This is a genomic window from Streptomyces sp. NPDC016469 (genome assembly GCF_040632905.1).
GTDB lineage: Bacteria > Actinomycetota > Actinomycetes > Streptomycetales > Streptomycetaceae > Streptomyces.
In genome coordinates this window covers 1-22,418 of sequence record NZ_JBEYCQ010000005.1, presented here as the reverse complement: position 1 = coordinate 22,418, position 22,418 = coordinate 1, and the positions used below count along the sequence as shown (strand labels likewise).

The following is a 22,418-nucleotide window of genomic DNA, read 5'->3' as shown; positions in this document are numbered from 1 at the left end:
CCTCACCGCCCCGGGGCCACCCGCGCCCACACCGTCTTGCCCGACGACGCGCTCGGCGACGCCCCACTCCGCCGCCGGCGCCGCGACCAGGCGCAGCCCGTGCCCGCCCGCGCACAGCTCCGGACGCCGCTCGCCGCGCGCGTCCGAGACCTCGACGCGGAACCCGTCGGCCTCGGGGAGCAGGCGCAGCTCGAAGTCCCGGCCGGTGACGTGGCCGTGCGGCACCGCGTTGGCGGCCAGTTCGGCCACGACCACCGCCACGTCGTCGGACAGTTCGCATCCGTACGGCACGCCCCAGGAGTCGAGTTGCTGCGCGGCGAGGCGTCGGGCGAGGCGGGCGCCCCGCCGGGTCGCGCTGCAGCGCTGGACGAAGTCGGTACCCACAAGGGTGATTTCGGCGTTCATGTGACCCAGCGTGTCCGCCTGCTCGTATGAGCGACGCCCAGCAGGAACGCACCGATCCGGAGGAGGCCCGGGTTCTCGCCGACTACCGGGCCCGCAGGGCCTCCGCGGCCGGCCTCGCCGAAACCGTTCCTCACGACGAGGTACGCGCCCGGCTCGGCCTGGAGCGGCGCTGACGCACCGGCCACGGCGGACCCGCGCCGGGCACGCCCGGCCCCTCAGCCGCCCGGCGTCTCGTCCACCTTGAAGTCCATGTGCACCTTGCCGCCGACCACCGACTTCGCGGTGACCGTGACTCCGTACTGCTTGCCGTCGCCGGCCAGCTGGCAGCGGACCGTGGCGCCGGCCTTGGCGGGCAGGTCCTCCGGGCAGGAGAAGGCGTCGGGCTGCTTGCCCACCTGGGCGGCGAGGGCGGCCTTGCCCTGGCGGGCGACCTCCGCCTTGGGGACGGAGCCGGACGCGCCGGTGTCGGTGCCCGCCGAGTCGGACGGCTGCGCCGAATCGCTGGGCTGAGGGTCGGCGGAGGCGCTGGAGCCGGCACCCGCGCTGTCGTCCGCCTTGTCGCCGCCGGAGCTGGACGAACAGCCCGAGACGAGGAACAGCGCGAGCGTCCCGGCCGCCGCTCCGGCCACCATCCGACTCCGCACGGACTGCTTCATGGGTCCCCCAAGCATCGATGTACACGCCAAGAACTGGCCTGCCAAGCTACCACCGGGGTCCGAACGTGCGACCTGACCGAGGGCGCGGCCCTCAGGCGTACGTCCACCGCCAGGAGCTTCCGCTCTGGCTGCACCTGATCCGCGCACCGGACGCATTCGTCGTCACGGCGCCGTGGTCGCTGTTGCGGCAGAACTGGCCCGCGCTGTAGCAGTTGCCCGCGTTGGAGCGGATCGAGCAGGTGCTGGTGGCCTTGGTGCCGCCGCCCCCGGACGAACCGCCGCTCCCTCCGGACCGGGACCCGGAGGACGCCGCCTTGGTGACGGTGGTCGTGACGGTCGGACCGGGCACCTTCACGGTCTTCGTCTCCGTCACCGTGGGCGCCGGTGCGGGGGTCGCGGTCTCGGTCGCCGTGGCCGTGACGGTCACCGTGACCGCGGGCGCCGGTTTGGCGCTCGCCGCCGCGTCGCCCTTCCCGGACTCCGAACAGCCGACCGCCCCCAGGGCGAGCAGGGCCACCCCGCCGATCCATATCCGCGCGCGCCGGTTCAACGCCTTCGGCATGCAGTCCCCCCACAGGTCTCGGCATATGCCTCATCGAGTGAGGTGACCGTATTACCTCGAACGAGATGTGGGGAAGTTGCGAAGGACGAGTGATCACATTGTGATCAACCGAGGGGCCGCCGGAGACCGAAACCCGCTCGCGCTCCGGCAGCCTTCCGCCTAACCTTCCCGGCCATGGCCGACGACTGCTTCGCACACCCGATCCTCGCCACGCTCTACGACCCGCTCGACCCGAACCGCGGCGACCTCGACGCGTATGTGCGGATGACGGAGGAGTTCGGCGCGCACCGCGTACTCGACATCGGCTGCGGGACCGGGGTGTTCGCCCTGCTCCTGGCGGGTCGCGGGAAGGCCGTCGTCGGGGTCGAGCCCGCGCGGGCGTCCCTCGATGTCGCCCGGACCAAGCCGGGTAGCGAGCGGGTGCGGTGGATCTGCGGGGACGCCACACGGCTGCCGCCGTTGCGCGTCGACCTCGCGACGATGACCGCGAACGTGGCCCAGGCCATCGTGGACCCCGAGGACTGGCAGGCCACGCTGCGGGGCATCCGCGAGGCGCTGCGGCCCGGCGGGCGGCTGGTGTTCGAGACGCGGGTGCCGGCGCGGCGGGCCTGGGAGGAGTGGACGCGGGAGAGGTCCCACAGCGTGACCGAGGTCGACGGGGTCGGCCCGGTCGAGACCTGGGTCGACGTGACCGAGGTGGCCGGTTCCCTGGTGACCTTCCGCTGGACCTACCGCTTCGCGACCGGCAGGCAGACCCTCACCTCCGACTCGACCCTGCGCTTCCGCGACCGTGACGACATCGAGGCGGACCTGCGGGCGACGGGCTTCGTCGTGGAAGACATCCGCGACGCTCCCGACCGCCCCGGCCGGGAGTATGTCTTCGTGGCCCGCCGGGACTGACCCGGAGTGCCCGGGTCCGTGGCATCATCCCGCCGTGACTCCCGGCGAGATCGAACGGTCCGCCGCCCCCGCCGAGCGCCGGCTCGCCGGCCTCGCGCTCAATCCGGCCGCCCCCCGAGGACATCCTGCTGCGGCTGCTCGCGGGCGAGTCGGCCGCCGTACGGATGGTGCTCTGCCGGGACCGGGCGCTGCCCGAGGCCGTGGTGGACGCGGTGGTCGCGCACCCGGACCGGTACACGCGGAGCTTCCTCGCCCGCAGCCCGTACGCCGAACCGGAGCAGCGGGCCCGGCTGGTGGACGACCCCGACTGGCTCGTCCGGGCGCATCCGGCCGACGAACCCCTGCGGGCCATGGACGGTGACCCGATCAGGCCGTTGCCGGACCAGACCGTCGTGCGCATCATCGAGACGTACGACGACGAGCTGATCGGGATCGGGCTGCTGCGGCAGATGTCCCCGGGGTTCCGGCGCGGCACGGCGACCCATCCTGTGGCCAAGGTCCTCGGCCCGGAAGCGGCGGACCGGCTCACCCGCGACCGGGACCCCCTGGTCCGCGCCGACGCGGCCCGGCACCCCCGGCTCCCTCAGGCCCGGATCGCCGCGCTGCTCGACGACGCCGAACTGGCCCCCCGAGCCGCCGCGAACCCGTCCCTGCCGCTCGCCACGATGGACGCGCTGGTGCCGTAACCGGCTCCCCTCACCCCAGCCCGAGCCGCGCGCGCTCCTCCTCGATCAGGGTCTCCATCAGCTTCTCCGGGTCCACGGCGTAGTCGGAGTCGTCAAGTGCGTCCAAGTCCTCCGCACCCAACGACAGCCCCAGCGCCCGGAGTTCGGCGGCCAGCTGCCCGTACGCCACACGCTCGTCCGGTTCGTCCTGGTAGGCGGACTGCTCGAAGGCGACGGCCTCCGTCAGGGTGGAGCCGGTCATCTGCCAGAGGGTGAACTCCGTGTCCAGCTCGATCGGGCGCCCGGCGGGCTCGTCCGGGTGGAGCCAGTAGCCGACCCAGCCCTTGCCGCCCTTGGCCACCAGCTTCACGTATGCCGCCATCCGCGCGGTCCCCGCGTTGACGGCCCGCATCTCCGGGTCCGCCAGCTCCTGTTCGCTCAGGTAACCGGTGTCCAGGAAGGGATGGGGCTCGCCGGGTCCGAAGCATTCGAGGCCGAGCAGGCGGGCGAAGTCGTCGCGGTCCTCCCACTGCGCGAGCAACAGCACGCGCAGGTCGTCCGGGACCGGGCGGCCGTCCAGGCGCTCGCGGGAGAACGCCGCGAGCCGTTCGTCGTACGTGGTGTCCACGGGGTCCCTCTCGTGGGTCGAAGTGGCAGCGGGTCCTACAGGTACGCCGCGTACGCGTCCAGCGTCCGCAGCACCTCCGGTTCCGGGGCCGGGGGCAGCTGGAGGACGACCTCCTCGATGCCGAGGTCCGCGAGGCGGGCCAGTTTGCCGGGGGACGAGAGGACCGCGTACGGGACGACGTGGAGGTCCTTCGGGTCGCGGCCGGCCGCCTCCCAGGCGGTGCGGAGGAGGGGGACGGATTCGGAGAGGCCCCGGCCGCCGATGGGCAGCCAGCCGTCGGCGGACTCCGCGATCCGGTCGAACAGTTTGGGACCGGCCGCGCCGCCGATCAGGGTGCGCGGGCCCTGCGGCCGGTGCGGCTTCGGGTGGGCCTCGCTGGCGCGGACGGAGCCGAACTCACCCTCGTACGCCGTGGGCTGCTCCGCCCACAGCGCCCGCATCAGCGCGAGCCGCTCGCGGCCCAGGCGGCGGCGGGTGGACCACTCGACGCCGTGGTCGGCGGCCTCCTCGACGTTCCAGCCGTAGCCGATGCCCAGGGTGAAGCGGCCGGCGGAGAGGTGGTCCAGGGTGGCGATCTGCTTCGCCAGGTCGATGGGGTCGTGCTGGGCGATCAGAGTGATGCCCGTGCCCAGGGCCAGCCGCTCGGTGACCGCGGCGGCCTGGGCGAGCGCGACGAAGGGGTCCAGGGTGCGGCCGTACTCACGGGGCAGCTCGCCGCCCGCCGGGTAGGGGGTGTCGCGGCTCACCGGAATGTGGGTGTGCTCGGGCAGGTACAGCCCGGCGAACCCGCGCTGTTCGAGCTGGTGCGCCAGCCGCACCGGGGTGATCGTCTCGTCGGTGAGGAAGATCGTCGTGGCGATCCGCATACGAAGGCACCTCCGTGTTGTCCCGTGAAGGCCAACGTATGCGGTCCGGGGCGCGAAGCCGAGACCGTACGGGGCGGGGCGGCCGGGTACGTGGTCACCCCGGCCGCCCCGGGGCGTGTCAGCCTCTCGTGGCCGCGTGCATGGCGTACGGCACCTTCGGTGCGCGCAGCGTCGCCGGTTCGAACGCCACGGTGGCACCGGCCGAAGCGGCCTGCGCGGTGGTGGACGTGCCCGGGTAGAACCAGCGCCAGCTGCCCGGACCGCTCGCGGTGACGGTCGCGGAGAGGCGTCCCGAGCTGTTCGTCTTCACCGTCTTCACGGTCGTGTACGCGCTCGCGCCCGCCTTCCGGAACTGGAGCCGGACGCTCTGGCCCCCGTATCCCCGGTACTTCAGCGCCTCCCAGTCCGCCCGGCTCAGTGTGCCGGTGACCTTGACCTGCTTGCCGCCGGTGAGCGGGCTCGGACCGGTCGCGGCCGTGGTCAGGGCCGCGGCGCGCTTGAGCTTGAACGGGGCGACGCAGTCGAAGATCCAGTAGTCCCCGTCGTTTGCCTTCACGTTGCCGTATGTGCACCAACGGCCGGCCGCGCCGTTGGCGCTTTCCTCGCTGTAGCCAGGCATGTACTCCGGTACGAAACGCATGGTCGCCGTGCATTCCGACGTGGTGGCACTCACCTTCTTGCAGGTGGCGCCGTCCCACTCCGGCGGGGCGCCCCAGTGCGTCGTGGAGCTGTTCGCCGAGATCTCGCGCAGGCTCTTCACACCGGAGTCGTCCTTGACCGTCAGCTTGACCGGGAAGGTCACGTCCCTGCTGACTCCCACGATCACACTCTTGCCGTTGTTGGTCACCCCCTTCGTGACCCGGATGTCGCCCCGCCCCTCGGCGTTGGCCGCCGTGGTGCCGAGCACCGTCATGGCCGCCACGGCGGCCACCATGCTCCAGAGCACGTGTCTTCGCATGTGTCCCCTCCTCATCGCGGCACCGCCCCGGCTCCCGGGGCGGGCGCGTCGGCACAGCGTAGAGGTGGGATCGTCAGCCCACGCGACCGGCCACCGGCTCAAGGGCCTCCATCGTCCGCAATCGCTGCTCACAGCAGCGCCGTTGCCACACCGCGACCCCCGCCACCGCGACCCCCAGCGCCAGCCAGCCCGCCGGGCCCGCGGCCATCACCACGCCCGTGAGCAGCGGCGGGCCCGCCGACTTCTGGATGGACTGGGACATACCGGCCGCGCCCAGGTAGGCGGCCCGTGCGTCCGGCGGGGCGAGCAGGACGGCCAGTTCCCAGGAACTGACCGAGCGCATCAGCTCCGCCATCGTGACCAGGACCGCCGCCGCGAGCAGGGCCCCGGCCGCCGCCCAGGTGCCGCAACCGGTGGACGCCGCGAGCAGGGCGCAGCAGGCGAACATCAGGACGCCGTGGAGCAGCACTGCCCGCACCGCCCTGCGCGGGCCCTCCGCCCTCCGGGAGACGGCGAGTTGGAGCAGGACGACCAGCACGGTGTTGATGACCAGGAAGGCCGGGACAAGGGCGTGCGGGGCGGAGGTGCGGTTGACGAGCCACAGCGGAAGGCCGACGCCGAGCACCGAATCGTCCAGGTTCATCGGGATGTCGAGGAGCACGAATCGGAGGTAACCGCCGTCCTGCCAGGGGCTCCTGGCGCGGACCGGTCGCATGGCGGGCCCGGTGGGCACCACCCGGCCGCCCGGCTCCCCCGTACGCCACACCAGCGCGGCGGCGACGAGGAAGGAGAGCGCGTTGCCGAGGATCAGGGCGCGGTACGCGTCCGCCGTGCCGACCGCCAGGCCGATCGCGGCGAGCCCGGCACCCAGCCCGTAGCCGGCGTTGGCGGCGCTGCGGGACAACGCCTGGTAGGCGGCGCGGCGTTCGCCCGCCGCACGGGTGGCGAACAGCATCTCCAGGGTCTTGGCCGCCCTGTCCCCCAGGTAGGTCACCGCGACCACGACGAGCAGCGCCTCGAACCGCGTACAGAGCAGCACCAGCGTGAGCGTGACGAGACGCAGCAGGTGGCAGCCGATCAGCAGCGGGCGTACCGGGAAGCGGCCGGCCAGGCGTCCGGCGAGGGGTGAGCCCGCGATGCCGGCGACGCCCGCCGCGCCGAGCAGGATGCCGATCCGCTGGGCGCCGAGGTGGGTGACGAAGGTGAGGTAGAGGACCGAGGAGGCCGCCCACAGGCCGGTGCCGGCGCGGTCGACGGCCAGGGCGCGCAGCATGATCCGGGCGTCCCTGCCGCCCGGCGGATTCCGCAACTGGGCGACCAGGCCCCTCCGTACGCGCCCCATCCCGCACCCCCGAGTATCTCGACATCAAGAGACCTATCGACCCGCGGAACCCTGCCCGGATACTCTCTTGATGTCAAGATGCTTGAAAGCGAGATACATGAAGTCGGTGCGGCCCGGGAACGAATCCGCCTCCCGGCTCCTCTGTGGGGTGATCCGGGCGTCCTGCCGCCCCCTCACCGCATCGAGGAGCCACCGTGACCACACCCACCACCCGCGCCGCCGCCCTCGCCGTCGCCGGCGTCCTCACCACCGACGGGCTGCTGCACGTGCTCTGGTCCACCGGGAGCACCTGGCCCGCCGGGGACGCGCAGGCACTCTCGTACGCCGTGCTCGGCATCGACGCCCCGTTCACCCCGCCCGTCGTACTGCCGCTCGCCGCCGCCCTGTTCGGCGGCGCGGCCCTGGTCACCGCCCGTGCGCGGCTGGGGCGCACCCACCGGTTCGGGCGCCTCCTCCAGGCCGGTACGCTCGCCGTCGCCTGCGGCACCGCACTGCGCGGGCTCGCCGGCATCGGCTGGGCGGTGGGGCTCGGCACCGGTCTCGACGCGGCATCCGGGGACACCTTCCAGCTGCTCAACCGGGTCCTGTACACACCGCTCTGCCTGCTGCTCGCCGTCGCCGCGCTCCGGGTGGCGGCCGGGAAGGAAGCCGCCGCCACGCTCCGGGGGGCGGCCGGGAAGAAGGCCGCGGCCCGTGCCCGATGACGCCCGCCGCGACCGCGCGATACGCCTGGCGGTGGCCGCCCAGCGCGGCGACACGCTCGCCATGAACGAGCTGCTGGACGTCCTCGCCCCGTACGCCGGCCGCATCTGCGCCCCGATCGCGCTCGCCGACGGACCGGACGCCGTCCAGGAGACCCTGGTCGCCGTCTTCCGGAGCCTGCGCTCCCTGAAGGAGCCGGCCGCGCTGTACGGGTGGGTGCGGGCGATCGCCTGCCGGGAGGCCGTCCGGGTCGCCCGGCGCGGGTCCCGCTCCGTGCCCGCCGACCTCACGACGCTGCCCCAGCGCGGCGATCCCCAGCTGGCCGCCGACATCGGGGACGTACTGGCCCGGCTGAGCCCCGAGCACCGCGCCGTGCTCGTGCTGCGGGACGTCGAAGGGCTGGACGAGCGGGCCGCCGCCACCCTGCTCGGACTCCGCGTCGGCACCGTCAAGTCCCGTCTGTCCCGCGCCCGGGACTCCTTCCGGAAGGCATGGACGTCATGACCGACACCCCGCGGTGGCCCGCCGCCGCCCCCCTGGACCCGGTCCGCCGCCTCCGCGTCCTCGCGGCCGGGGTGCCCGGCGCCCGCGTCACCACCCGCGAGATCGCCGCCCCCTGCGCCGAGGTGGAGCCCTTGCTCGCCGACATCGACGGCGAACTGGCGCTCCTGGTACCCGACATGCGGCGGCTGCGGCTGACCCGCGCCGACGGGGACCGCGTCGAGGCGGTGGCCCGCAGCCGGTTCGGGATGCACGCCCGCTTCCACGGGGTGCGGCGGCCCGGCTGGCTGTGGCTCCAGAGCCGCTTCGTGCTCATCGGCATCGCGGCCACGCCGTCGGCCGCCCGCCCCGGGCACACCCTGGTCGCCTTCACGGGCGGGGTGCGGGTGCCGGGGCGGGCGGCCCTGCTGCCGGTCGGCGTGGGCCGGGCGGGCCGCAAGGTGCTGGACCGCCTGGACGCACGCCTCGGCCGGCCGGGGTGAAAACCCTGGCCGGCCGAGGGGGGAGGACGGGCCCCTACTTGGCTTCCCGGTCGAACTGCGCCTTGGACCAGAAGTAGCCGAGGACCGCGAGGCCCACACACCAGCCGAGGGCGAGCCAGCCGCTGTTGCCGATCTCCGTACCGAGCAGCAGTCCGCGCAGGGTCTCGATCGCGGGGGTGAAGGGCTGGTACTCGGCGATCGGCTGGAACCAGCCGGGCATCGAGTCCAGCGGGACGAACGCGCTGGAGATCAGGGGCAGCAGGATCAGCGGCGTGGCGTTGTTGCTGGCGGCCTCCGCGTTGGGGCTGCCCAGGCCCATGCCCACGGCGATCCAGGTGAAGGCCAGGGTGAAGAGGACGAGCAGCCCGAGGGCGCCGAGCCATTCCAGGACGGTGGCGTCGGTGGAGCGGAAGCCCATGGCCACCCCGACCGCCCCGACGACGACGACGCTCATCAGCGTCCGCAGGACACTGCCCACCACATGGCCGAAGAGGATCGAGCCCCGGTGGATGGCCATGGTGCGGAAGCGGGCGATGATGCCCTCGTTCATGTCCATGGAGACGGAGACGGCGGTGCCGACGGTGGTCGAGCCGATGGTCATGAGCAGGATGCCGGGCACGATGTACGCGATGTACGCGTCGCGGCCCGCGCCGCCGCTCATGGTGTCGCCGAAGATGTAGACGAACAGCAGGAGCAGCATCACCGGGGTGAGCAGCAGGTTGAGGGTGAGCGAGGGGTAGCGCCTGGCGTGCAGGAGGTTGCGGCGGAGCATCGTGGACGAGTCGCGCACGGCGAGGGAGAGGGTGCTCATCGGACGGACTCCTTGGTCGGGGCGGGGATGGTGGCGGAGGCGTCGGCTTCGGTCAGCGCGAAGAAGACGTCGTCCAGGTCGGGGGTGTGGACGGTGAGCTCGTCCGCCTCGATCCCGGCGGCGTCCAGCCGGTCGAGGATGGAGCGCAGGATGCTCTGCGTACCGTCGCTGGGGAGTTGCAGGGCCAGCGCGGCGTCGTCGCGGACGGCGTCACCGCCGAGGTGGGCCGCCGCGTCCCGGTAGGCGGCGGGGTCGCTGAACCGCAGCCGGACGTGCCCGCCGGGGACGATCCGCTTCAGCTCCTCGGCGCTCCCCTCGGCCACCAGCTTGCCGTTGTGCAGGACGGCGATGCGGTCGGCGAGTTCGTCGGCCTCTTCGAGGTACTGGGTGGTGAGGAAGACGGTCACCCCGTCGCCGACCAGCCCGCGGATCATCTGCCACATGCCGTGCCGGCTGCGCGGGTCGAGCCCGGTGGTCGGCTCGTCCAGGAAGATGATGCGCGGGTTCCCGACGAGGGTCATCGCGATGTCGAGGCGGCGCTTCATACCGCCCGAGTAGGTGGACGCGGGCTTCTTCGCCGCCTCCGTGAGGTCGAAGCGCTCCAGGAGTTCGGCGGTGACCCGCCGCCCCTCGGCCTTCGGCAGGTGGTGCAGGTCCGCCATCAGGAGCAGGTTCTCCTCGCCGGTGATCAGCCCGTCGACGGCGGAGAACTGGCCGGTGACACCGATCGCGGCGCGCACCGCCTGCGCGTCGGTGGCCAGGTCGTGGCCCCCGACGCTGATCGCGCCGGACCCTTGGCCGGGTGGGATGAGTGTGGAGAGGATCTTGACGGCGGTCGTCTTCCCGGCGCCGTTCGGACCGAGCAGGGCGAACACCGTTCCGGCCGGGATGCTGAAGTCGACCCCGTCGAGCACGGTCTTGTCGCCGTACGCCTTGCGCAGTCCGTTCGCCGCGATGGCCGGGTTCGTCATGGGTGTGGCTCCTTCTGCTTCTGCGAGGTGGGGGGAGGTGGTCGGTCAGAGGCTGCGGGCGGTGATGTCGCCCTGGGTGGTGCTCGCCTTGATGGCCAGGGCCGGCTCGCCGTCGTTCTTCAGCGCGTTGTCGATGCGGCCGACGACGGTGCCCGCGTCGAGCGAGGCCGAGACGCCGCGCGCCGCGCCGACCCTGATGTCGCCCTGCACGGCGGTGAGGGTGAGCGCGCCGCGGGTGGCCTCGTTGACGATCACGTCGCCGCGCTGGGTGCTGATTTCTCCGGGGCCGGTGAGGCGGCCGATGGTGACGGTGGCGTCCATCCCGGCGAGCCGGGCGCTCGCGGCCTCGTCCACCTTGACGGAGCGGTGGCCGCCCTCGAACACGACGTCCCCGAGGCGTCCGACGCCCCGGAACTCCGCGGCGGCGGCCTTCGCCTCGACGTGGGAGCCGGCGGGCAGCTGGACGGTGATCTCGACGGCACCGGACTCACCGAGGAGCCGGCTGCGCCCCTCCTTGGCAGCCCGGATGTCCAGGACGCCGTCGGCGTAGGCGACCTCGACGCGGCCGGCGGCCTTGGTGTCGCGGCTCTTGGAGGGGTCGGCGGGGAGGACCTCGACCACGGTGTCGGCGCGGTCGGCGGCGATGAAGCGGATGAGACCGGCGGCGATCTCGACGTGGGCGGTGACGGCGGCGGGGGTGTCGAACTTCGGCATGGTGCGCTCCTTCTGGGATGTGCGAACCGGAGTGGTTCGCGCTTTCCGATGAGGGAAACGCTACGTTGCATTCACGAACCCGGCAACACACTTGTTGCATCAGATACGCGTAACCGCACGTCAAAACAGAGAAGTTGGAGCAATGGGCTCTGGAGTAACGCAACGCCCGCCGTGCGAACCGTTGCAATGGTCTGCTAGCGAACGCTATAGTCGGCGCACCGGCCACCGCACGGCCGGGCCCGCGCCACAAAGGAGTACGCGATGCCGGGAGGCAGGCTCACCCAGCAGGAACGCCGCCAGATCGCCCGGGGCCTGGCCGACGGCCTGGCCTACGCCGAGATCGCGAGGCAGCTGGACCGCCCCACCTCGACCATCACCCGCGAGGTGACGCGCAACGGCGGCCCGGTCGGCTACCGCGCCGACGTCGCCCACCGCACCACCGAGCAGCGCGCCCACCGCCGGAAGAACCCCGCGCCCCGCGACGCGCGCCCGGGCCCGCAGCCCTACGGCCGGGACGCCGAGGCGGTGCGCGCGTACGAGGAGATGTTCACGACGGCCATGACGGCCTCGGGCGCACCCCTGATGATGTCGAGGGTTCTCGCGGCCCTGACCCTCAGCGACACCGGCAGCCTCACCGCCGGCGAACTCTCCGCACACCTGAAGGTCAGCCCGGCCTCCGTGTCCAAGGCGGTCGCGTTCCTGGAGACCCAGAGCATGGTCCGCCGGGAACGCGACGGGCGCCGGGAGCGCTACGTCGTGGACGACGACATCATGCACCAGTCGATGATGGCGAGCGCCCGCTCGACCGCCCAGCTCGCCGAGACCGCCCGCGAGGGCGTCCCCGTCCTGGGCGCGGACACGGCGGCGGGCACCCGCCTGGAGAACATGGCCCGCTACCTGGACTTCGTCTCCGAGTCGATAGCGCGCGCCGCCGAACAGGCCCGCGCCATCCTCCACACGAAGGCCCCGGACACTTCAGCTTGACGGGCCCTCAGAGCCCTTCGCCCACCCCTCACTTCCGGTACAGCTCCTCGATCTCCCCCGCGAAGTCCCGCGCGATCGCGTCCCGTTTCAGCTTCAGGGACGGCGTCAGGTGGCCGGCCTCCTCCGTGAAGTCCACCGGCAGCACGGTGAACTTGCGGATCGACTCGGCGCGGGAGACCAGGCGGTTGGCCTCGTCCACCGCGCGCTGGAGCGTGGTGCGCAGTTCGTCGTCGTGGACGAGTTCGCGCATCGGGACGTCCTGCTTCTTGCGCATCCGGCACCAGTGCGCGAGCCCGTCCGGCTCCAGCGTGATCAGGGCCGTGACGAAGGAGCGGTTGTCGCCGACCACCATGCACTGGCTGACCAGCGGATGGGCGCGCAGCCAGTCCTCCAGCGGGGCCGGGGTGACGTTCTTGCCGCCCGACGTGATGATGATGTCCTTCTTGCGGCCGGTGATCGTGAGGTAGCCGTCCTGGTCGAGCGCGCCCAGGTCCCCCGTCGCGAACCAGCCACCGTCGAGCACGGGTGCCGCCGCGCCGCGCTCGGCGTCCCAGTACCCCTGGAACACCTGCCCGCCGCTGAGCAGCACCTCCCCGTCGTCGGCTATGCGTACGGCGGTGCCGGGCATCGGCCAACCCACCGTGCCCAGGCGGGGCTTGAGCGGCGGGGTGACCGTGGCGGCGGCGGTCGTCTCGGTCAGGCCGTAGCCCTCGAAGATCTCGATGCCGGCGCCCGCGTAGAACGCCGCCAGCCGCCGCCCCAGCGGGGAGCCCCCGCAGATCGCGTACCGGACGTGCCCGCCGAGCGCCGCCCGGATGCGGCGGTAGACCAGCGGGTCGTACAGCGCCCGCGCGGCGCGCAGCCCGAGGCCGGGGCCGGGGCCGGTGCCGTGTTCGGCGGCCTCGACGGCCTGCCCGTAGCGCTGGGCGATGCGGGCGGCCCGGTCGAAGGAGGAGGCGCGGCCCATCTTCTCGGCGGTGGCCCGGCCCGTGTTGTAGACCTTCTCCAGGACGTACGGGATCGCCAGCAGGAACGACGGCTTGAAACCGGCCAGATCGGCGAGCAGGTCCTCCGTCCGGATCGACGGCGCGTGGCCGAGGCGGACGCGGGCGCGCAGGCAGCCGATCGCGACCATCCGGCCGAAGACGTGGGACAGCGGCAGGAACAGCAGGGTCGACGCGGGGTACTTGCTCACCGACTTGAAGACCGGGTGCAGCAGCTCGATGGCGTTGTCGACCTCGGCGAAGAAGTTGCCGTGGGTCAGCACGCACCCCTTCGGGCGGCCCGTGGTGCCCGAGGTGTAGATCAGGGTGGCCGGGGTCTCCGGCTCCAGGGTCGCGCGGCGCTCGGCGACGGCGTCGTCCGGAAGATCCCCGCCGAGCTTCTTCAGCCGGCCGAGCGCGCCCGTGTCGAACTGCCAGAGGTGCGCGAGCCCCGCGAGCTGCTTGCGTTCCTGGCTGATGATCCGGCCCTGGTCGGCGGTCTCGACCGCGCACGCCACGGCCCCGGAGTCCTGAAGGATCCAGCGGGCCTGGAAGGCGGACGAGGTCGGGTAGATGGGCACGGTGACGAGGCCCGCCGCCCAGGCCGCGAAGTCGAGCAGCGTCCACTCGTACGTCGTACGGGCCATGATCGCGATCCGCTCACCGGCCCGCAGCCCCTCCGCGATCAGGCCCTTGGCGACGGCCAGCACCTCGGCGGCGAAGTCGGCGGCGGACACGTCCTGCCAGCTGCCGTCCGGCTGCTTGCGGCTGAGGACGGCGTCGGCGGGGGCCTCGCGGGCGTTGTCGAACGGGATCTCGGCGAGCGATCCGCGCCGGACGGCCGGGGCGAACGCCGGTACGGACACCTGCCGGACGGTGCCGTGGGCGTCCCGCCGCATCGTCGGCTCGACCAGGGCGGGGACGGCGGGTGCGGGGGAAGGGGCGGATGGCGTGGACACGTGCGGCTCCTCGGCAAGGGGGACGGGCGGGTTCACTGCTGTCGTACGGGGGCGGCGGGCGCCGCCAGGAAAACGGGCCTTTCCCACGCGGGCGCGACGGACACCGCCAGGAAAACGGACCCCTCCCACGCGGGCGCGACGGACACCGCCCGGAGAACGGACCCCTCCCACGCGGGCGCGACGGACACCGTTCGTGAACGGGTCCCACCCGGGCGCGGACGCACCGGACGCCGACCGGAGAGCGGGCCTCCTCCGCGCGGCCCGCCGCGCCCCTCACACGCGTTCGAGGATCGCCGTGACCCCCTGGCCGCCCGCCGCGCAGATCGAGATCAGGCCGCGGCCCGGGCCCTCCCGTTCCGCGAGGAGCTTGGCCAGGGTGGCGACGATGCGGGCGCCCGTCGCGGCGAAGGGGTGGCCGGTGGCGAGCGAGGAACCCGCGACGTTCAGCCGGGACCGGTCGACGGGCGCGAGCCCTTGCTTCTCCCAGGCGGCCAGCGTGGCCAGCACCTGGGAGGCGAACGCCTCGTGGATCTCGAAGAGGTCGAAGTCCTCGATCCCGAGCCCGGCCCGCTCCAGCAGCCGGGGCACGGCGTACGCGGGCGCCATCAGCAGCCCGTCCTCGCCCTTCACGTAGTCCACCGCGGCGGTCTCGTACAGCGAGAGGTACGCCTGCGGTTCGAGCCCGTGCGCCTCGGCCCACTCCTCGCTCGCCAGCAGCACGGTCGCGGCGCCGTCCGTCAGCGGCGTCGAGTTGCCCGCGGTCATCGTCGCGTCGGGGTGGTCCGTGCCGAACACCGGCTTCAGGGTGGCGAGTTTCTCCACCGTGGAGCCGGGGCGCAGGTTCTGGTCGCGTTCCAGGCCCTGGTACGGGACGACGAGGTCGTCCAGGAAGCCCCGTTCGTACGCGGCGGCGAGCCGCTGGTGGCTGGTGGCGGCCAGGAGGTCCTGCTCGGCGCGGCCGATGTCCCACTGCCGGGCGGTGAGCGCCGCGTGGTCGCCCATCGAGAGCCCGGTGCGGGGTTCCGCGTTGCGTGGGATGTCCGGGACGAGGTGCCGGGGCCGTACGCCCGTGAGGGCCTTCGCGCGGGCGCCCGCCGACTTCGCGCGCCGGACGGAGAGCAGCAGCCGGCGCAGTTCGTCGTTGACGCCGAGCGGGGCGTCGCTGGTGGTGTCCGTTCCGCCCGCGATCGCGGAGTCGATCGCCCCGAGCATGATCTTGTTCGCGGCGGCGATCACCGCCTGGAGGCCCGTGCCGCACGCCTGCTGGACGTCGTACGCGGGGGTGCGCGGGTCGAGCCGCGAGCCGAGGACCGTCTCGCGGGCCAGGTTGAAGTCGCGGCTGTGCTTGAGGACCGCGCCCGCCGCGAACTCCCCGACGCGCTCGCCCCGGAGCCCGAACCGGTCGACCAGGCCGTCGAGCGCGGCGGTCAGCATCTGCTGGTTGGAGACCTGGGCGTAGGGCCCGTCGGACCGGGCGAACGGGATGCGGCTGCCGCCGATGACCGCGACCCGGCGGGGCCGCGGGAGTGCGAGGGGAATCAACTCGACCAACTCATCTCGACCAGCTCCTGACTCTTGAGTAACCTTACTCCAGAGTAAATCTACGACCGAGCAGGGAGTCTGGACAATGGCCGACCGCTATCTGCACCTGACCGGCACGGCACCCGGCAAGTTCCTCACCCGGAAACTCGGTCTCCCGCAGCCCGCCCGGCTGCGCCGCTGGACCCTGGAGACGCCGACGCTCACCGGCCCCGTCCTCCACCTCACCGCCGGGAAGTCCGCCGTCACCGAGGAGCTGGCCGCCGTCCTCACCGCCACCGGCCTGGAGGTCCTCACCCGCGCGGACCGGCCCGCCGCGCTCGTGCTCGACGCGACCGCCGTGGAGACCGCCGCCGGGCTCGGGGCCGTACACGCCGCCCTCCACCCCGTCGTCCGCTCGCTCGCCCCCGGCGGCCGGGTCGTCGTCATCGGGGTGCGGCCCTCGCCGGAGGACCACCACCAGGCCGCCGCCCAGCAGGCCCTGGAGGGCTTCACGCGCTCGCTCGGCAAGGAGATCGGCAGGGGCGCCACCGTGCAGCTGGTCCGGATCGCCCCGTCCGCCGTCGCCTCCGCCGAGTCCACCCTGCGCTTCCTGCTCTCGCCCCGGTCCGCGTACGTCAGCGGCCAGGTCATCGAGGTCACCGACGCCGCCCCCGGCCAGGTCCGCGACTGGGCCGCCCCGCTCGCCGGCCGGACCGCCCTGGTCACCGGCGCCGCCCGGGGCATCGGGGCCTCCGTCGCCTCGGTCCTGGCCCGCGACGGCGCCCAGGTCATCTGCCTGGACGTGCCCCAGGCCCAGGAGGACCTGGTCCGCACCGCCGACCGCCTCGGCGCCACCGCGCTCCCCCTCGACATCACCGCCGAGGACGCCGCCCAACGCATCGCCGCCGCCGCGCCCGACGGGCTCGACGTCCTCGTCCACAACGCCGGCATCACCCGCGACCGCCGGCTCGCCAACATGCCCGCCGACCGCTGGGCCCAGGTCATCGACGTCAACCTGGACAGCGTCCTGCGCACCACCGACGCGCTGCTGAAGGCGGGCACCGTCAACCGGGGCGGCCGGATCGTCGCCACCGCCTCCATCGCGGGCATCGCCGGCAACAACGGCCAGACCAACTACGCGGCCAGCAAGGCCGGCATCATCGGCCTCGTCCGCTCGCTGGCCCCGCGCGCCGCCGCCGACCACGGCGTCACCGTCAACGCGGTCGCCCCCGGCTTCATCGAGACGAAGATGACCGCCGCCGTCCCGCTCGTCATCCGCGAGGCGGGCCGCCGGATGAACTCCCTCGCGCAGGGCGGCCTGCCGGCCGACGTCGCCGAGACCACCGCCTGGTTCGCCCAGCCCGCGTCCGCCGCGGTCAACGGCCAGATCGTCCGGGTCTGCGGCCAGAGCCTGCTGGGGGCGTGACCCGATGAGCCTGACCCTCTCACTGGCCCGGGGCGCCGTCACCTCGCCCTTCAAGCGGGCCGGACGCCCCGGCGCCACCCTCCCCGCCGGCCGCCTCCACCTGCCCGCCGCGCCCCTCGCACCCGGACGCCTCGCCGCGTACCGCACGATCTGCGGCTTCCCGGCGACCGGGCCGCTGCCGTTGACGTACCCGCACGTCCTGGCGTTCCCCCTGGCCATGCGGCTGATGACCCGCCGCGACTTCCCGCTCCCGGTCACCGGCCTCGTCCACACCTGGGTCGAGATCGCCGCCCACCGCACCCTCCGGCCGGAGAATTCGCTCGAACTCACGGTGTACGCGCAGGAGTTGAGCCCGCACCGGCGCGGCACGGAGGTCACCGTGGTGACCGAGGCGCGGCTCGCGGGCGAGCTGGTGTGGGAGTCCCGCAGCGGCTATCTGTCCCGGCACGCGACGCGTACGGAAGCGGCCCCCGAGGGAGAACCCTCCGCGCCTCTCCCCGCCGTCGCCGAATGGCAGCTGCCCGGCAACCTCGGGCGGCGGTACGGTGCGGCCTCCGGCGACCGCAACCCCATCCACCTCCACCCGCTGACCGCCCGGCTGTTCGGCTTCCCCCGGGCCATCGCCCACGGCATGTGGACCGTCGCCCGCTGCCTGGCCGAGATCCCCGGCCCGGCCACCCTGCGCACCGTACGGGCCGACTTCCGCGCCCCGGTCCTGCTGCCCGGCACGGTCACGTACGCCACCGACGGCACGGCGTTCGAGCTGCGCGGCGGCAGGGACGGCGAGCGGGTGCACCTCACCGGGACTACGGGCTAGGCGCCTGCCACGGGCGGCCGTTCATCAGGTTCTCCAGGCCCGCCCAGGAGAAGTTCATCATCGTCGCCGCCGCCTCCCGGGCCGAGACGCCCGGGGTCTCGTTGGCCCAGCCGGCCAGCGCCTCCGCGGCCCCCACCAGGGCCTGCGCGAGGCCCGCCACGTCCCGGTCCGGGAGCGCCGGGTCGTGGTGCGCCTCGCGGGCGGCGGCGCCGATCAGACCGGTCACGAACGCGACGATCTCCTCGCGCATCACGTGGACCTCGGTGGCGAACGGCTCCCCGTGCGTCCGCGCCTGCCGGTACAGCACCGCCCAGCCGTCCGGGTTCTCCGCGGTGTGCGTGAAGAACGCCCGCAGCCCCTCCCAGAGTTGCCGGTCGGCCGGGAGTCCGGGCTCCACGCCTCCCTGCACGGCGGCCAGCAGCGCCTGCGCCTCGCGCCGGATGCACGCGGTGAACAGCTCGTCCTTTGAATTCAGGTACAGGTAGACCAGGGGCTTGGACACCCCGGCCAGCTCGGCGATCTCGTCCATCGAGGCGGCCCGGTAGCCCCGCTGCCCGAACGTCTGCACCGCGGCGTCCATCATCTGCTGCTCGCGCACGGCGCGCGGCATCCGCTTGTTCCGCACAGCACCCACGTCGACTCCCTCCCGCCCCCCGCAGCACTACTCCCCGGTAAGGGTACGTGGGGCGCGCGGACCCCGTCGTACGCCGCAATGCCGAGGGCCCCTCCTCCGCGCGGGAGAAGGGGCCCTCGGGTGATGCGGCGGTGATCAGGCGGCGACCGGGACGCGCTCCGGCTCGGTGTCGCGGATCTCCTCGTCCTCGTCCACCGGGGAGGCGGAGGCCGAGTTGTAGGCGTCGTGGTCCAGGATCTTCTCGCGGGCCGAGACGATCACCGGGACGAGCGCCTGGCCGGCCACGTTGGTGGCGGTGCGCATCATGTCCAGGATCGGGTCGATGGCCATCAGCAGGCCGACGCCCTCCAGCGGGAGGCCCAGGGTCGACAGGGTCAGCGTCAGCATGACCGTGGCGCCGGTCAGACCGGCGGTGGCCGCCGAGCCGATGACCGAGACGAACGCGATCAGGACGTAGTCGCCGACACCCAGCTGCACGTCGAAGATCTGCGCGATGAAGATCGCGGCGAGCGCCGGGTAGATCGCGGCGCAGCCGTCCATCTTGGTGGTGGCGCCGAACGGGACGGAGAAGGAGGCGTACTCCTTCGGGACGCCCAGGCGCTCGGTGACCTTCTGGGTGACCGGCATGGTGCCGACCGAGGAGCGCGAGACGAACGCCAGCTGGATCGCGGGCCAGGCGCCCTTGAAGAACTGGAGCGGGCTCAGCTTGGCGACGGTCGCGAGCAGCACCGGGTAGACGACGAACAGCACCAGGGCGCAGCCGATGTAGACGTCGGCGGTGAACGTCGCGTACTTGCCGATCAGGTCCCAGCCGTAGTCGGCGATCGCGTAGCCGATGAGGCCGACGGTGCCGAGCGGGGCGAGGCGGATGACCCACCACAGGGCCTTCTGGAGGAGCTCCAGGACGGCTTCGCTGAGGGTGAGGATCGGCTGCGCCTTCTCACCGAGCTTGAGGGCGGCGATACCGGCGACGGCGGCCATGAAGACGATCTGGAGGACGTTCAGCTCGGCGAACGGCGTGATGACGTTGTCCGGGATGATGCCGGTCAGGAAGTCGAGCCAGGAGCCGGCGTGCTCGGGGAGCTTGCCGTCCTTCGGGGTGAGGCCGGTGCCGGAGCCCGGGTTGGTGATCAGGCCGATCGCGAGGCCGATGGCCACGGCGATCAGCGAGGTGATCATGAACCAGAGCACGGTGCGGCCGGCCAGCCGGGCGGCGTTGTTGACCTTGCGCAGGTTGGTGATCGACACCACGATCGCGAAGAAGACGAGGGGCGCGACGGCCAGCTTCAGCAGCTGGACGAAGATGTGGCCGACCTTGTCGAGCGTGGTGTACAGCCAGTCGATGTCCTGGCTGCGGGCGAGCCAGCCGAGCAGGACGCCGAGGACCAGACCGGCGACGATCTGGGCCCAGAACGGGACCTTGGGTATGCGGAAGCCGGAGCCCGCGGGCTTCTCGGCTGTGGACGCGGGGTTCGCGGACACGGACACACTCCAGATGTGACGCATCGGGACGCACGGGGACGGTGTGCGGGGGACGGGGGTGCGGCGCCCGCGTCAGGGGCGGCGCCGCTGCATGGTGCCGGTATCAGACGTTGCGGCAACAGACCGCGGACATACAGCGGCAGAGATCGACGTGAAGGCGCTCCACGAGCGGGACGCTCGTGGCAGATCGGAGGCGCACATCAGTCTTCATGCCGAACACGTTAACACTTGAACTTTGAGAACCTCAAAGGTCTTCTTTGGTACGAGAGAGCGCTCCGCCCACGAACTGCGGCCGCCCGGAATCCTCAACTCCGCCTGGAGACGCGAAAAACCCCAGTACAGGAGCAGCTGCTCCCGCGCTGGGGTTCGACGGAGAAAGGCGCGGAGTGTGAGGAAGCTTACGTTCCCCTTACGGGGTCACGCCGTCCTCGCGCGTGCGGTTGGCCTCCAGGCGGGCCTTGGCGCGGTCGACCGAGGAGACGAGCTGCTCGGACATCTCGTCGCGCTGCTTGCGCAGCAGGACGAAGCTCAGCGGCGCGGACAGCACCAGCGCGAGCAGGATGACCCAGACGACGTTGGACCCCCCGACCCCGGACGGCACCACTCCGAAGTGGACGGCGATGGCGGCGACGACGAAACAGCCGACGAAGATGCTGAGACGCATCGCGGTGTACCGGATCGTTGCGCTCGGCTTGGCAGCGGACACGGCTGGCCCTCTCTCTACGTACGACAGTCCTGCCCGACCAGTGAAGCATGCCCCGCAATCGATCGATTCGCTGGGCCGCGTCCCGGGGCGGTCAGCCCAGCGGCAGCAGCATGAAGATGTCGTCCCGGTCGTCGCCCTCGGCCACCCGGATCGCGCCCGGGACGCGCCCGACCTCCTTGTAGCCGCAGGCGGCGTAGAAGCGGTCGGCGCCGGTGCCGCCCCGGCAGGTGAGCCGGATGGCCTCGATGCCCTCGGTCGCGCGGGCCGCGTCCGCGACGGCCGCCATGAGGTCGCGGCCGTACCCCATGCCCTGGTGGCGGGGGTGGACCATCACGGTGTACGCCCACAGCCAGTGCCGCATCAGCCGGTGCGTGTTGAGCGTGAGGAACGCGGTGGCGGCGATGCGCCCCTCCTCGTCGTAACCGACGACCAGCCGGGTCCGCCCCTCGGTCAGGGCCACCTGGTGCTTGAGCAGTTCGGGCCGGATGTCCTCCTCCGACACGGGCGGAACGAAGCCCACCGCACCACCCGCGTTGGAGACATCGGCCCAGAGCGTGACGATGCCGTCGCGCACGGAGCGGTCGAACGCCGGATCCACCTCGAATGTAAGAGCCATAGGCGCAGATTAACTATTACAGTCCGTAGACTCAACCAGTGTCCGGAACGCGAGAAAGCTCCGGCCGGGGACGGTGGCCGGAGCTTTCGTACATGCGGCGTCGCGCGCGGCGCGCGCCGGGTCAGACCCGCATCGGCTGCGGCGACTCGCGCCGCTCCGCGTCCGGGCCCGGGTACTCGCGGAGGATCTCGTACCGGGTGTTGCGCTCCACCGGGCGGAAGCCGGCGTCGCGGATCAGGTCGAGCAGGTCCTCGCGGGTCAGCTTGTTCGGCGTGCCGTAGTTGTCCGCGTCGTGCGTGATCTTGTACTCCACGACCGAGCCGTCCATGTCGTCCGCGCCGTGCTGGAGCGCGAGCTGAGCGGTCTGCACGCCGTGCATCACCCAGAACACCTTGACGTGCGGCACGTTGTCGAACAGCAGCCGGGAGACCGCGAAGGTCTTCAGCGCCTCGGCACCGGTCGCCATCGTGGTCCGCGCCTGGAGCTTGTTGCGGACCTTGCCGTCCTTCACGTCCACGAAGTCGTGCTGGTAGCGCAGCGGGATGAAGACCTGGAAGCCGCCGGTCTCGTCCTGGAGCTCACGCAGCCGCAGCACGTGGTCGACGCGGTGCCGGGGCTCCTCGATGTGCCCGTACAGCATGGTCGCCGGCGTCTTCAGCCCCTTCTCGTGGGCGAGGCGGTGGATGCGCGACCAGTCCTCCCAGTGCGTCCGGTGGTCCACGATGTGCTGGCGGACCTCCCAGTCGAAGATCTCCGCGCCGCCGCCGGTCAGCGACTCCAGACCGGCCTCGATCAGCTCGTCGAGGATGTCCGACGCGGACATCCCGGAGATGGTCTCGAAGTGGTGGATCTCGGTGGCGGTGAACGCCTTCAGGGAGACCTGCGGCAGCGCCTCCTTGAGCGCGCTCAGCGACCGCGGGTAGTACCGCCACGGCAGGGAGGGGTGCAGCCCGTTGACGATGTGCAGCTCGGTGAGGTTCTCGCCCTCCATCGCCTTGGCGAGCTTCACCGCCTCCTCGATGCGCATGGTGTACGCGTCCTTCTCCCCCGGCTTGCGCTGGAAGGAGCAGTACGCGCACGAGGCGGTGCACACGTTGGTCATGTTGAGGTGGCGGTTGACGTTGAAG

At 72.5% G+C, this 22,418-nt stretch carries 25 protein-coding genes and 1 pseudogene; 9 read left to right on the top strand and 17 right to left on the bottom strand.

Going from position 1 to position 22,418, the window contains the following annotated elements:
- Positions 1 to 2 precede the first annotated feature (2 nt).
- A pseudogene (locus tag ABZ565_RS06820) lies at positions 3 to 405 on the bottom strand (ATP-binding protein).
- A gap of 26 nt (positions 406 to 431) precedes the next feature.
- Here ABZ565_RS06820 and ABZ565_RS06815 point away from each other — a divergent pair.
- Positions 432 to 578 carry a prevent-host-death family protein gene (locus ABZ565_RS06815; RefSeq protein WP_361021231.1) on the top strand — a complete coding sequence of 49 codons (147 nt, stop codon included), beginning with the start codon at positions 432 to 434 and terminating at the stop codon, positions 576 to 578.
- 42 nt (positions 579 to 620) lie between these two features.
- Here ABZ565_RS06815 and ABZ565_RS06810 read toward each other — a convergent pair whose 3' ends face one another.
- Both ABZ565_RS06810 and ABZ565_RS06805 read right to left on the bottom strand, forming a co-directional pair.
- Positions 621 to 1,049: a DUF4333 domain-containing protein gene (locus ABZ565_RS06810; protein WP_361021229.1), complete on the bottom strand. Its 429-nt coding sequence runs from the start codon at positions 1,047 to 1,049 to the stop codon at positions 621 to 623.
- Between the two features lie 103 nt (positions 1,050 to 1,152).
- The gene (locus tag ABZ565_RS06805; protein ID WP_361021228.1) at positions 1,153 to 1,623 is read right to left on the bottom strand and encodes a hypothetical protein; all 471 of its coding nucleotides are present in this window, start codon (positions 1,621 to 1,623) and stop codon (positions 1,153 to 1,155) included.
- 174 nt (positions 1,624 to 1,797) lie between these two features.
- On the opposite strand from ABZ565_RS06805, the gene ABZ565_RS06800 reads away from it, so the two are divergent.
- Positions 1,798 to 2,523 carry a class I SAM-dependent methyltransferase gene (locus ABZ565_RS06800; RefSeq protein WP_361021226.1) on the top strand — a complete coding sequence of 242 codons (726 nt, stop codon included), beginning with the start codon at positions 1,798 to 1,800 and terminating at the stop codon, positions 2,521 to 2,523.
- A 164-nt stretch (positions 2,524 to 2,687) separates the two neighbouring features.
- Positions 2,688 to 3,209 carry a hypothetical protein gene (locus ABZ565_RS06795; protein ID WP_361021224.1) on the top strand — a complete coding sequence of 174 codons (522 nt, stop codon included), beginning with the start codon at positions 2,688 to 2,690 and terminating at the stop codon, positions 3,207 to 3,209.
- A 10-nt stretch (positions 3,210 to 3,219) separates the two neighbouring features.
- On the opposite strand, the gene ABZ565_RS06790 is transcribed toward ABZ565_RS06795, so the two are convergent.
- The 4 genes from ABZ565_RS06790 to ABZ565_RS06775 form a co-directional block, all read right to left on the bottom strand.
- Positions 3,220 to 3,816, bottom strand: a complete 597-nt coding sequence (locus ABZ565_RS06790) for a hypothetical protein (RefSeq protein ID WP_361021222.1) — start codon at positions 3,814 to 3,816, stop codon at positions 3,220 to 3,222.
- A gap of 35 nt (positions 3,817 to 3,851) precedes the next feature.
- A complete protein-coding gene (locus ABZ565_RS06785; RefSeq protein ID WP_361021220.1) occupies positions 3,852 to 4,682 on the bottom strand; it encodes an LLM class F420-dependent oxidoreductase in 831 nt (276 codons plus the stop codon).
- A gap of 118 nt (positions 4,683 to 4,800) precedes the next feature.
- A complete protein-coding gene (locus ABZ565_RS06780; RefSeq protein ID WP_361021218.1) occupies positions 4,801 to 5,640 on the bottom strand; it encodes a hypothetical protein in 840 nt (279 codons plus the stop codon).
- A gap of 73 nt (positions 5,641 to 5,713) precedes the next feature.
- On the bottom strand, positions 5,714 to 6,982 hold the full coding sequence (locus ABZ565_RS06775) for an MFS transporter (protein WP_361021216.1): 1,269 nt from the start codon (positions 6,980 to 6,982) through the stop codon (positions 5,714 to 5,716).
- A gap of 194 nt (positions 6,983 to 7,176) precedes the next feature.
- Between ABZ565_RS06775 and ABZ565_RS06770 the strand changes: the two genes are divergently transcribed.
- From ABZ565_RS06770 to ABZ565_RS06760, 3 genes are read left to right on the top strand one after another with little or no spacing between them, the layout of a single operon-like run.
- Positions 7,177 to 7,686, top strand: coding sequence for a DUF3995 domain-containing protein (locus ABZ565_RS06770; RefSeq protein WP_361021214.1), 510 nt, complete (start codon positions 7,177 to 7,179; stop codon positions 7,684 to 7,686).
- Positions 7,676 to 8,188 carry an RNA polymerase sigma factor gene (locus ABZ565_RS06765; RefSeq protein WP_361021212.1) on the top strand — a complete coding sequence of 171 codons (513 nt, stop codon included), beginning with the start codon at positions 7,676 to 7,678 and terminating at the stop codon, positions 8,186 to 8,188. Before ABZ565_RS06770 ends, ABZ565_RS06765 begins: the two co-directional genes overlap by 11 nt.
- Positions 8,185 to 8,667, top strand: coding sequence for a hypothetical protein (locus tag ABZ565_RS06760; protein ID WP_361021210.1), 483 nt, complete (start codon positions 8,185 to 8,187; stop codon positions 8,665 to 8,667). The genes ABZ565_RS06765 and ABZ565_RS06760 overlap by 4 nt, the downstream gene beginning before the upstream one ends.
- A 34-nt stretch (positions 8,668 to 8,701) precedes the next feature.
- Here ABZ565_RS06760 and ABZ565_RS06755 read toward each other — a convergent pair whose 3' ends face one another.
- From ABZ565_RS06755 to ABZ565_RS06745, 3 genes are read right to left on the bottom strand one after another with little or no spacing between them, the layout of a single operon-like run.
- Positions 8,702 to 9,478: an ABC transporter permease gene (locus tag ABZ565_RS06755; RefSeq protein WP_361021208.1), complete on the bottom strand. Its 777-nt coding sequence runs from the start codon at positions 9,476 to 9,478 to the stop codon at positions 8,702 to 8,704.
- Positions 9,475 to 10,449, bottom strand: coding sequence for an ATP-binding cassette domain-containing protein (locus ABZ565_RS06750; protein WP_361021207.1), 975 nt, complete (start codon positions 10,447 to 10,449; stop codon positions 9,475 to 9,477). The genes ABZ565_RS06755 and ABZ565_RS06750 overlap by 4 nt, the downstream gene beginning before the upstream one ends.
- A 45-nt stretch (positions 10,450 to 10,494) precedes the next feature.
- Positions 10,495 to 11,163 carry a DUF4097 family beta strand repeat-containing protein gene (locus tag ABZ565_RS06745; protein WP_361021205.1) on the bottom strand — a complete coding sequence of 223 codons (669 nt, stop codon included), beginning with the start codon at positions 11,161 to 11,163 and terminating at the stop codon, positions 10,495 to 10,497.
- A 261-nt stretch (positions 11,164 to 11,424) separates the two neighbouring features.
- Here ABZ565_RS06745 and ABZ565_RS06740 point away from each other — a divergent pair, with 261 nt between their 5' ends.
- On the top strand, positions 11,425 to 12,147 hold the full coding sequence (locus tag ABZ565_RS06740) for a helix-turn-helix domain-containing protein (protein WP_361021203.1): 723 nt from the start codon (positions 11,425 to 11,427) through the stop codon (positions 12,145 to 12,147).
- 28 nt (positions 12,148 to 12,175) lie between these two features.
- Here the strand turns inward: ABZ565_RS06740 and ABZ565_RS06735 are convergent, their stop codons facing one another.
- Complete coding sequence (locus ABZ565_RS06735; protein WP_361021201.1) at positions 12,176 to 14,089, bottom strand: AMP-dependent synthetase/ligase; 1,914 nt, start codon at positions 14,087 to 14,089, stop codon at positions 12,176 to 12,178.
- Positions 14,090 to 14,362: 273 nt separating this feature from the next.
- The gene (locus tag ABZ565_RS06730; protein WP_361021199.1) at positions 14,363 to 15,640 is read right to left on the bottom strand and encodes an acetyl-CoA C-acetyltransferase; all 1,278 of its coding nucleotides are present in this window, start codon (positions 15,638 to 15,640) and stop codon (positions 14,363 to 14,365) included.
- A gap of 76 nt (positions 15,641 to 15,716) precedes the next feature.
- Here ABZ565_RS06730 and ABZ565_RS06725 point away from each other — a divergent pair, with 76 nt between their 5' ends.
- Together ABZ565_RS06725 and ABZ565_RS06720 are read left to right on the top strand one after the other, a co-directional pair.
- On the top strand, positions 15,717 to 17,036 hold the full coding sequence (locus tag ABZ565_RS06725; RefSeq protein ID WP_361021197.1) for a 3-oxoacyl-ACP reductase: 1,320 nt from the start codon (positions 15,717 to 15,719) through the stop codon (positions 17,034 to 17,036).
- 4 nt (positions 17,037 to 17,040) lie between these two features.
- Positions 17,041 to 17,853: a MaoC/PaaZ C-terminal domain-containing protein gene (locus ABZ565_RS06720; RefSeq protein ID WP_361021195.1), complete on the top strand. Its 813-nt coding sequence runs from the start codon at positions 17,041 to 17,043 to the stop codon at positions 17,851 to 17,853.
- On the opposite strand, the gene ABZ565_RS06715 is transcribed toward ABZ565_RS06720, so the two are convergent.
- The 5 genes from ABZ565_RS06715 to mqnE all read right to left on the bottom strand — a co-directional run.
- On the bottom strand, positions 17,843 to 18,463 hold the full coding sequence (locus ABZ565_RS06715) for a TetR/AcrR family transcriptional regulator (RefSeq protein ID WP_361021898.1): 621 nt from the start codon (positions 18,461 to 18,463) through the stop codon (positions 17,843 to 17,845). The genes ABZ565_RS06720 and ABZ565_RS06715 overlap by 11 nt on opposite strands.
- A gap of 159 nt (positions 18,464 to 18,622) precedes the next feature.
- Positions 18,623 to 19,969 (bottom strand): dicarboxylate/amino acid:cation symporter, encoded by a 1,347-nt coding sequence (locus tag ABZ565_RS06710; RefSeq protein WP_361021193.1) that lies wholly within the window; start codon positions 19,967 to 19,969, stop codon positions 18,623 to 18,625.
- 409 nt (positions 19,970 to 20,378) lie between these two features.
- Positions 20,379 to 20,633 carry a DUF4229 domain-containing protein gene (locus ABZ565_RS06705; RefSeq protein ID WP_361021191.1) on the bottom strand — a complete coding sequence of 85 codons (255 nt, stop codon included), beginning with the start codon at positions 20,631 to 20,633 and terminating at the stop codon, positions 20,379 to 20,381.
- 133 nt (positions 20,634 to 20,766) lie between these two features.
- Positions 20,767 to 21,291 (bottom strand): GNAT family N-acetyltransferase, encoded by a 525-nt coding sequence (locus tag ABZ565_RS06700; RefSeq protein ID WP_361021189.1) that lies wholly within the window; start codon positions 21,289 to 21,291, stop codon positions 20,767 to 20,769.
- 121 nt (positions 21,292 to 21,412) lie between these two features.
- Positions 21,413 to 22,418: aminofutalosine synthase MqnE (mqnE, locus tag ABZ565_RS06695; protein ID WP_361021187.1), on the bottom strand; the 1,006-nt coding region annotated here is incomplete at its 5' end.

Coding starts and splice junctions, on each gene's coding strand:
- ABZ565_RS06745 (WP_361021205.1), bottom strand. CDS start 11,163: ATGCCGAAGTTCGACACCCCCGCCGCCGTCACCGCCCACGTCGAGATC.
- ABZ565_RS06805 (WP_361021228.1), bottom strand. CDS start 1,623: ATGCCGAAGGCGTTGAACCGGCGCGCGCGGATATGGATCGGCGGGGTG.
- ABZ565_RS06795 (WP_361021224.1), top strand. CDS start 2,688: ATGGTGCTCTGCCGGGACCGGGCGCTGCCCGAGGCCGTGGTGGACGCG.
- ABZ565_RS06760 (WP_361021210.1), top strand. CDS start 8,185: ATGACCGACACCCCGCGGTGGCCCGCCGCCGCCCCCCTGGACCCGGTC.
- ABZ565_RS06780 (WP_361021218.1), bottom strand. CDS start 5,640: ATGCGAAGACACGTGCTCTGGAGCATGGTGGCCGCCGTGGCGGCCATG.
- ABZ565_RS06800 (WP_361021226.1), top strand. CDS start 1,798: ATGGCCGACGACTGCTTCGCACACCCGATCCTCGCCACGCTCTACGAC.
- ABZ565_RS06725 (WP_361021197.1), top strand. CDS start 15,717: ATGGCCGACCGCTATCTGCACCTGACCGGCACGGCACCCGGCAAGTTC.
- ABZ565_RS06740 (WP_361021203.1), top strand. CDS start 11,425: ATGCCGGGAGGCAGGCTCACCCAGCAGGAACGCCGCCAGATCGCCCGG.
- ABZ565_RS06815 (WP_361021231.1), top strand. CDS start 432: ATGAGCGACGCCCAGCAGGAACGCACCGATCCGGAGGAGGCCCGGGTT.
- ABZ565_RS06755 (WP_361021208.1), bottom strand. CDS start 9,478: ATGAGCACCCTCTCCCTCGCCGTGCGCGACTCGTCCACGATGCTCCGC.
- ABZ565_RS06750 (WP_361021207.1), bottom strand. CDS start 10,449: ATGACGAACCCGGCCATCGCGGCGAACGGACTGCGCAAGGCGTACGGC.
- ABZ565_RS06785 (WP_361021220.1), bottom strand. CDS start 4,682: ATGCGGATCGCCACGACGATCTTCCTCACCGACGAGACGATCACCCCG.
- ABZ565_RS06715 (WP_361021898.1), bottom strand. CDS start 18,463: ATGCCGCGCGCCGTGCGCGAGCAGCAGATGATGGACGCCGCGGTGCAG.
- ABZ565_RS06700 (WP_361021189.1), bottom strand. CDS start 21,291: ATGGCTCTTACATTCGAGGTGGATCCGGCGTTCGACCGCTCCGTGCGC.
- ABZ565_RS06720 (WP_361021195.1), top strand. CDS start 17,041: ATGAGCCTGACCCTCTCACTGGCCCGGGGCGCCGTCACCTCGCCCTTC.
- ABZ565_RS06705 (WP_361021191.1), bottom strand. CDS start 20,633: ATGCGTCTCAGCATCTTCGTCGGCTGTTTCGTCGTCGCCGCCATCGCC.
- ABZ565_RS06775 (WP_361021216.1), bottom strand. CDS start 6,982: ATGGGGCGCGTACGGAGGGGCCTGGTCGCCCAGTTGCGGAATCCGCCG.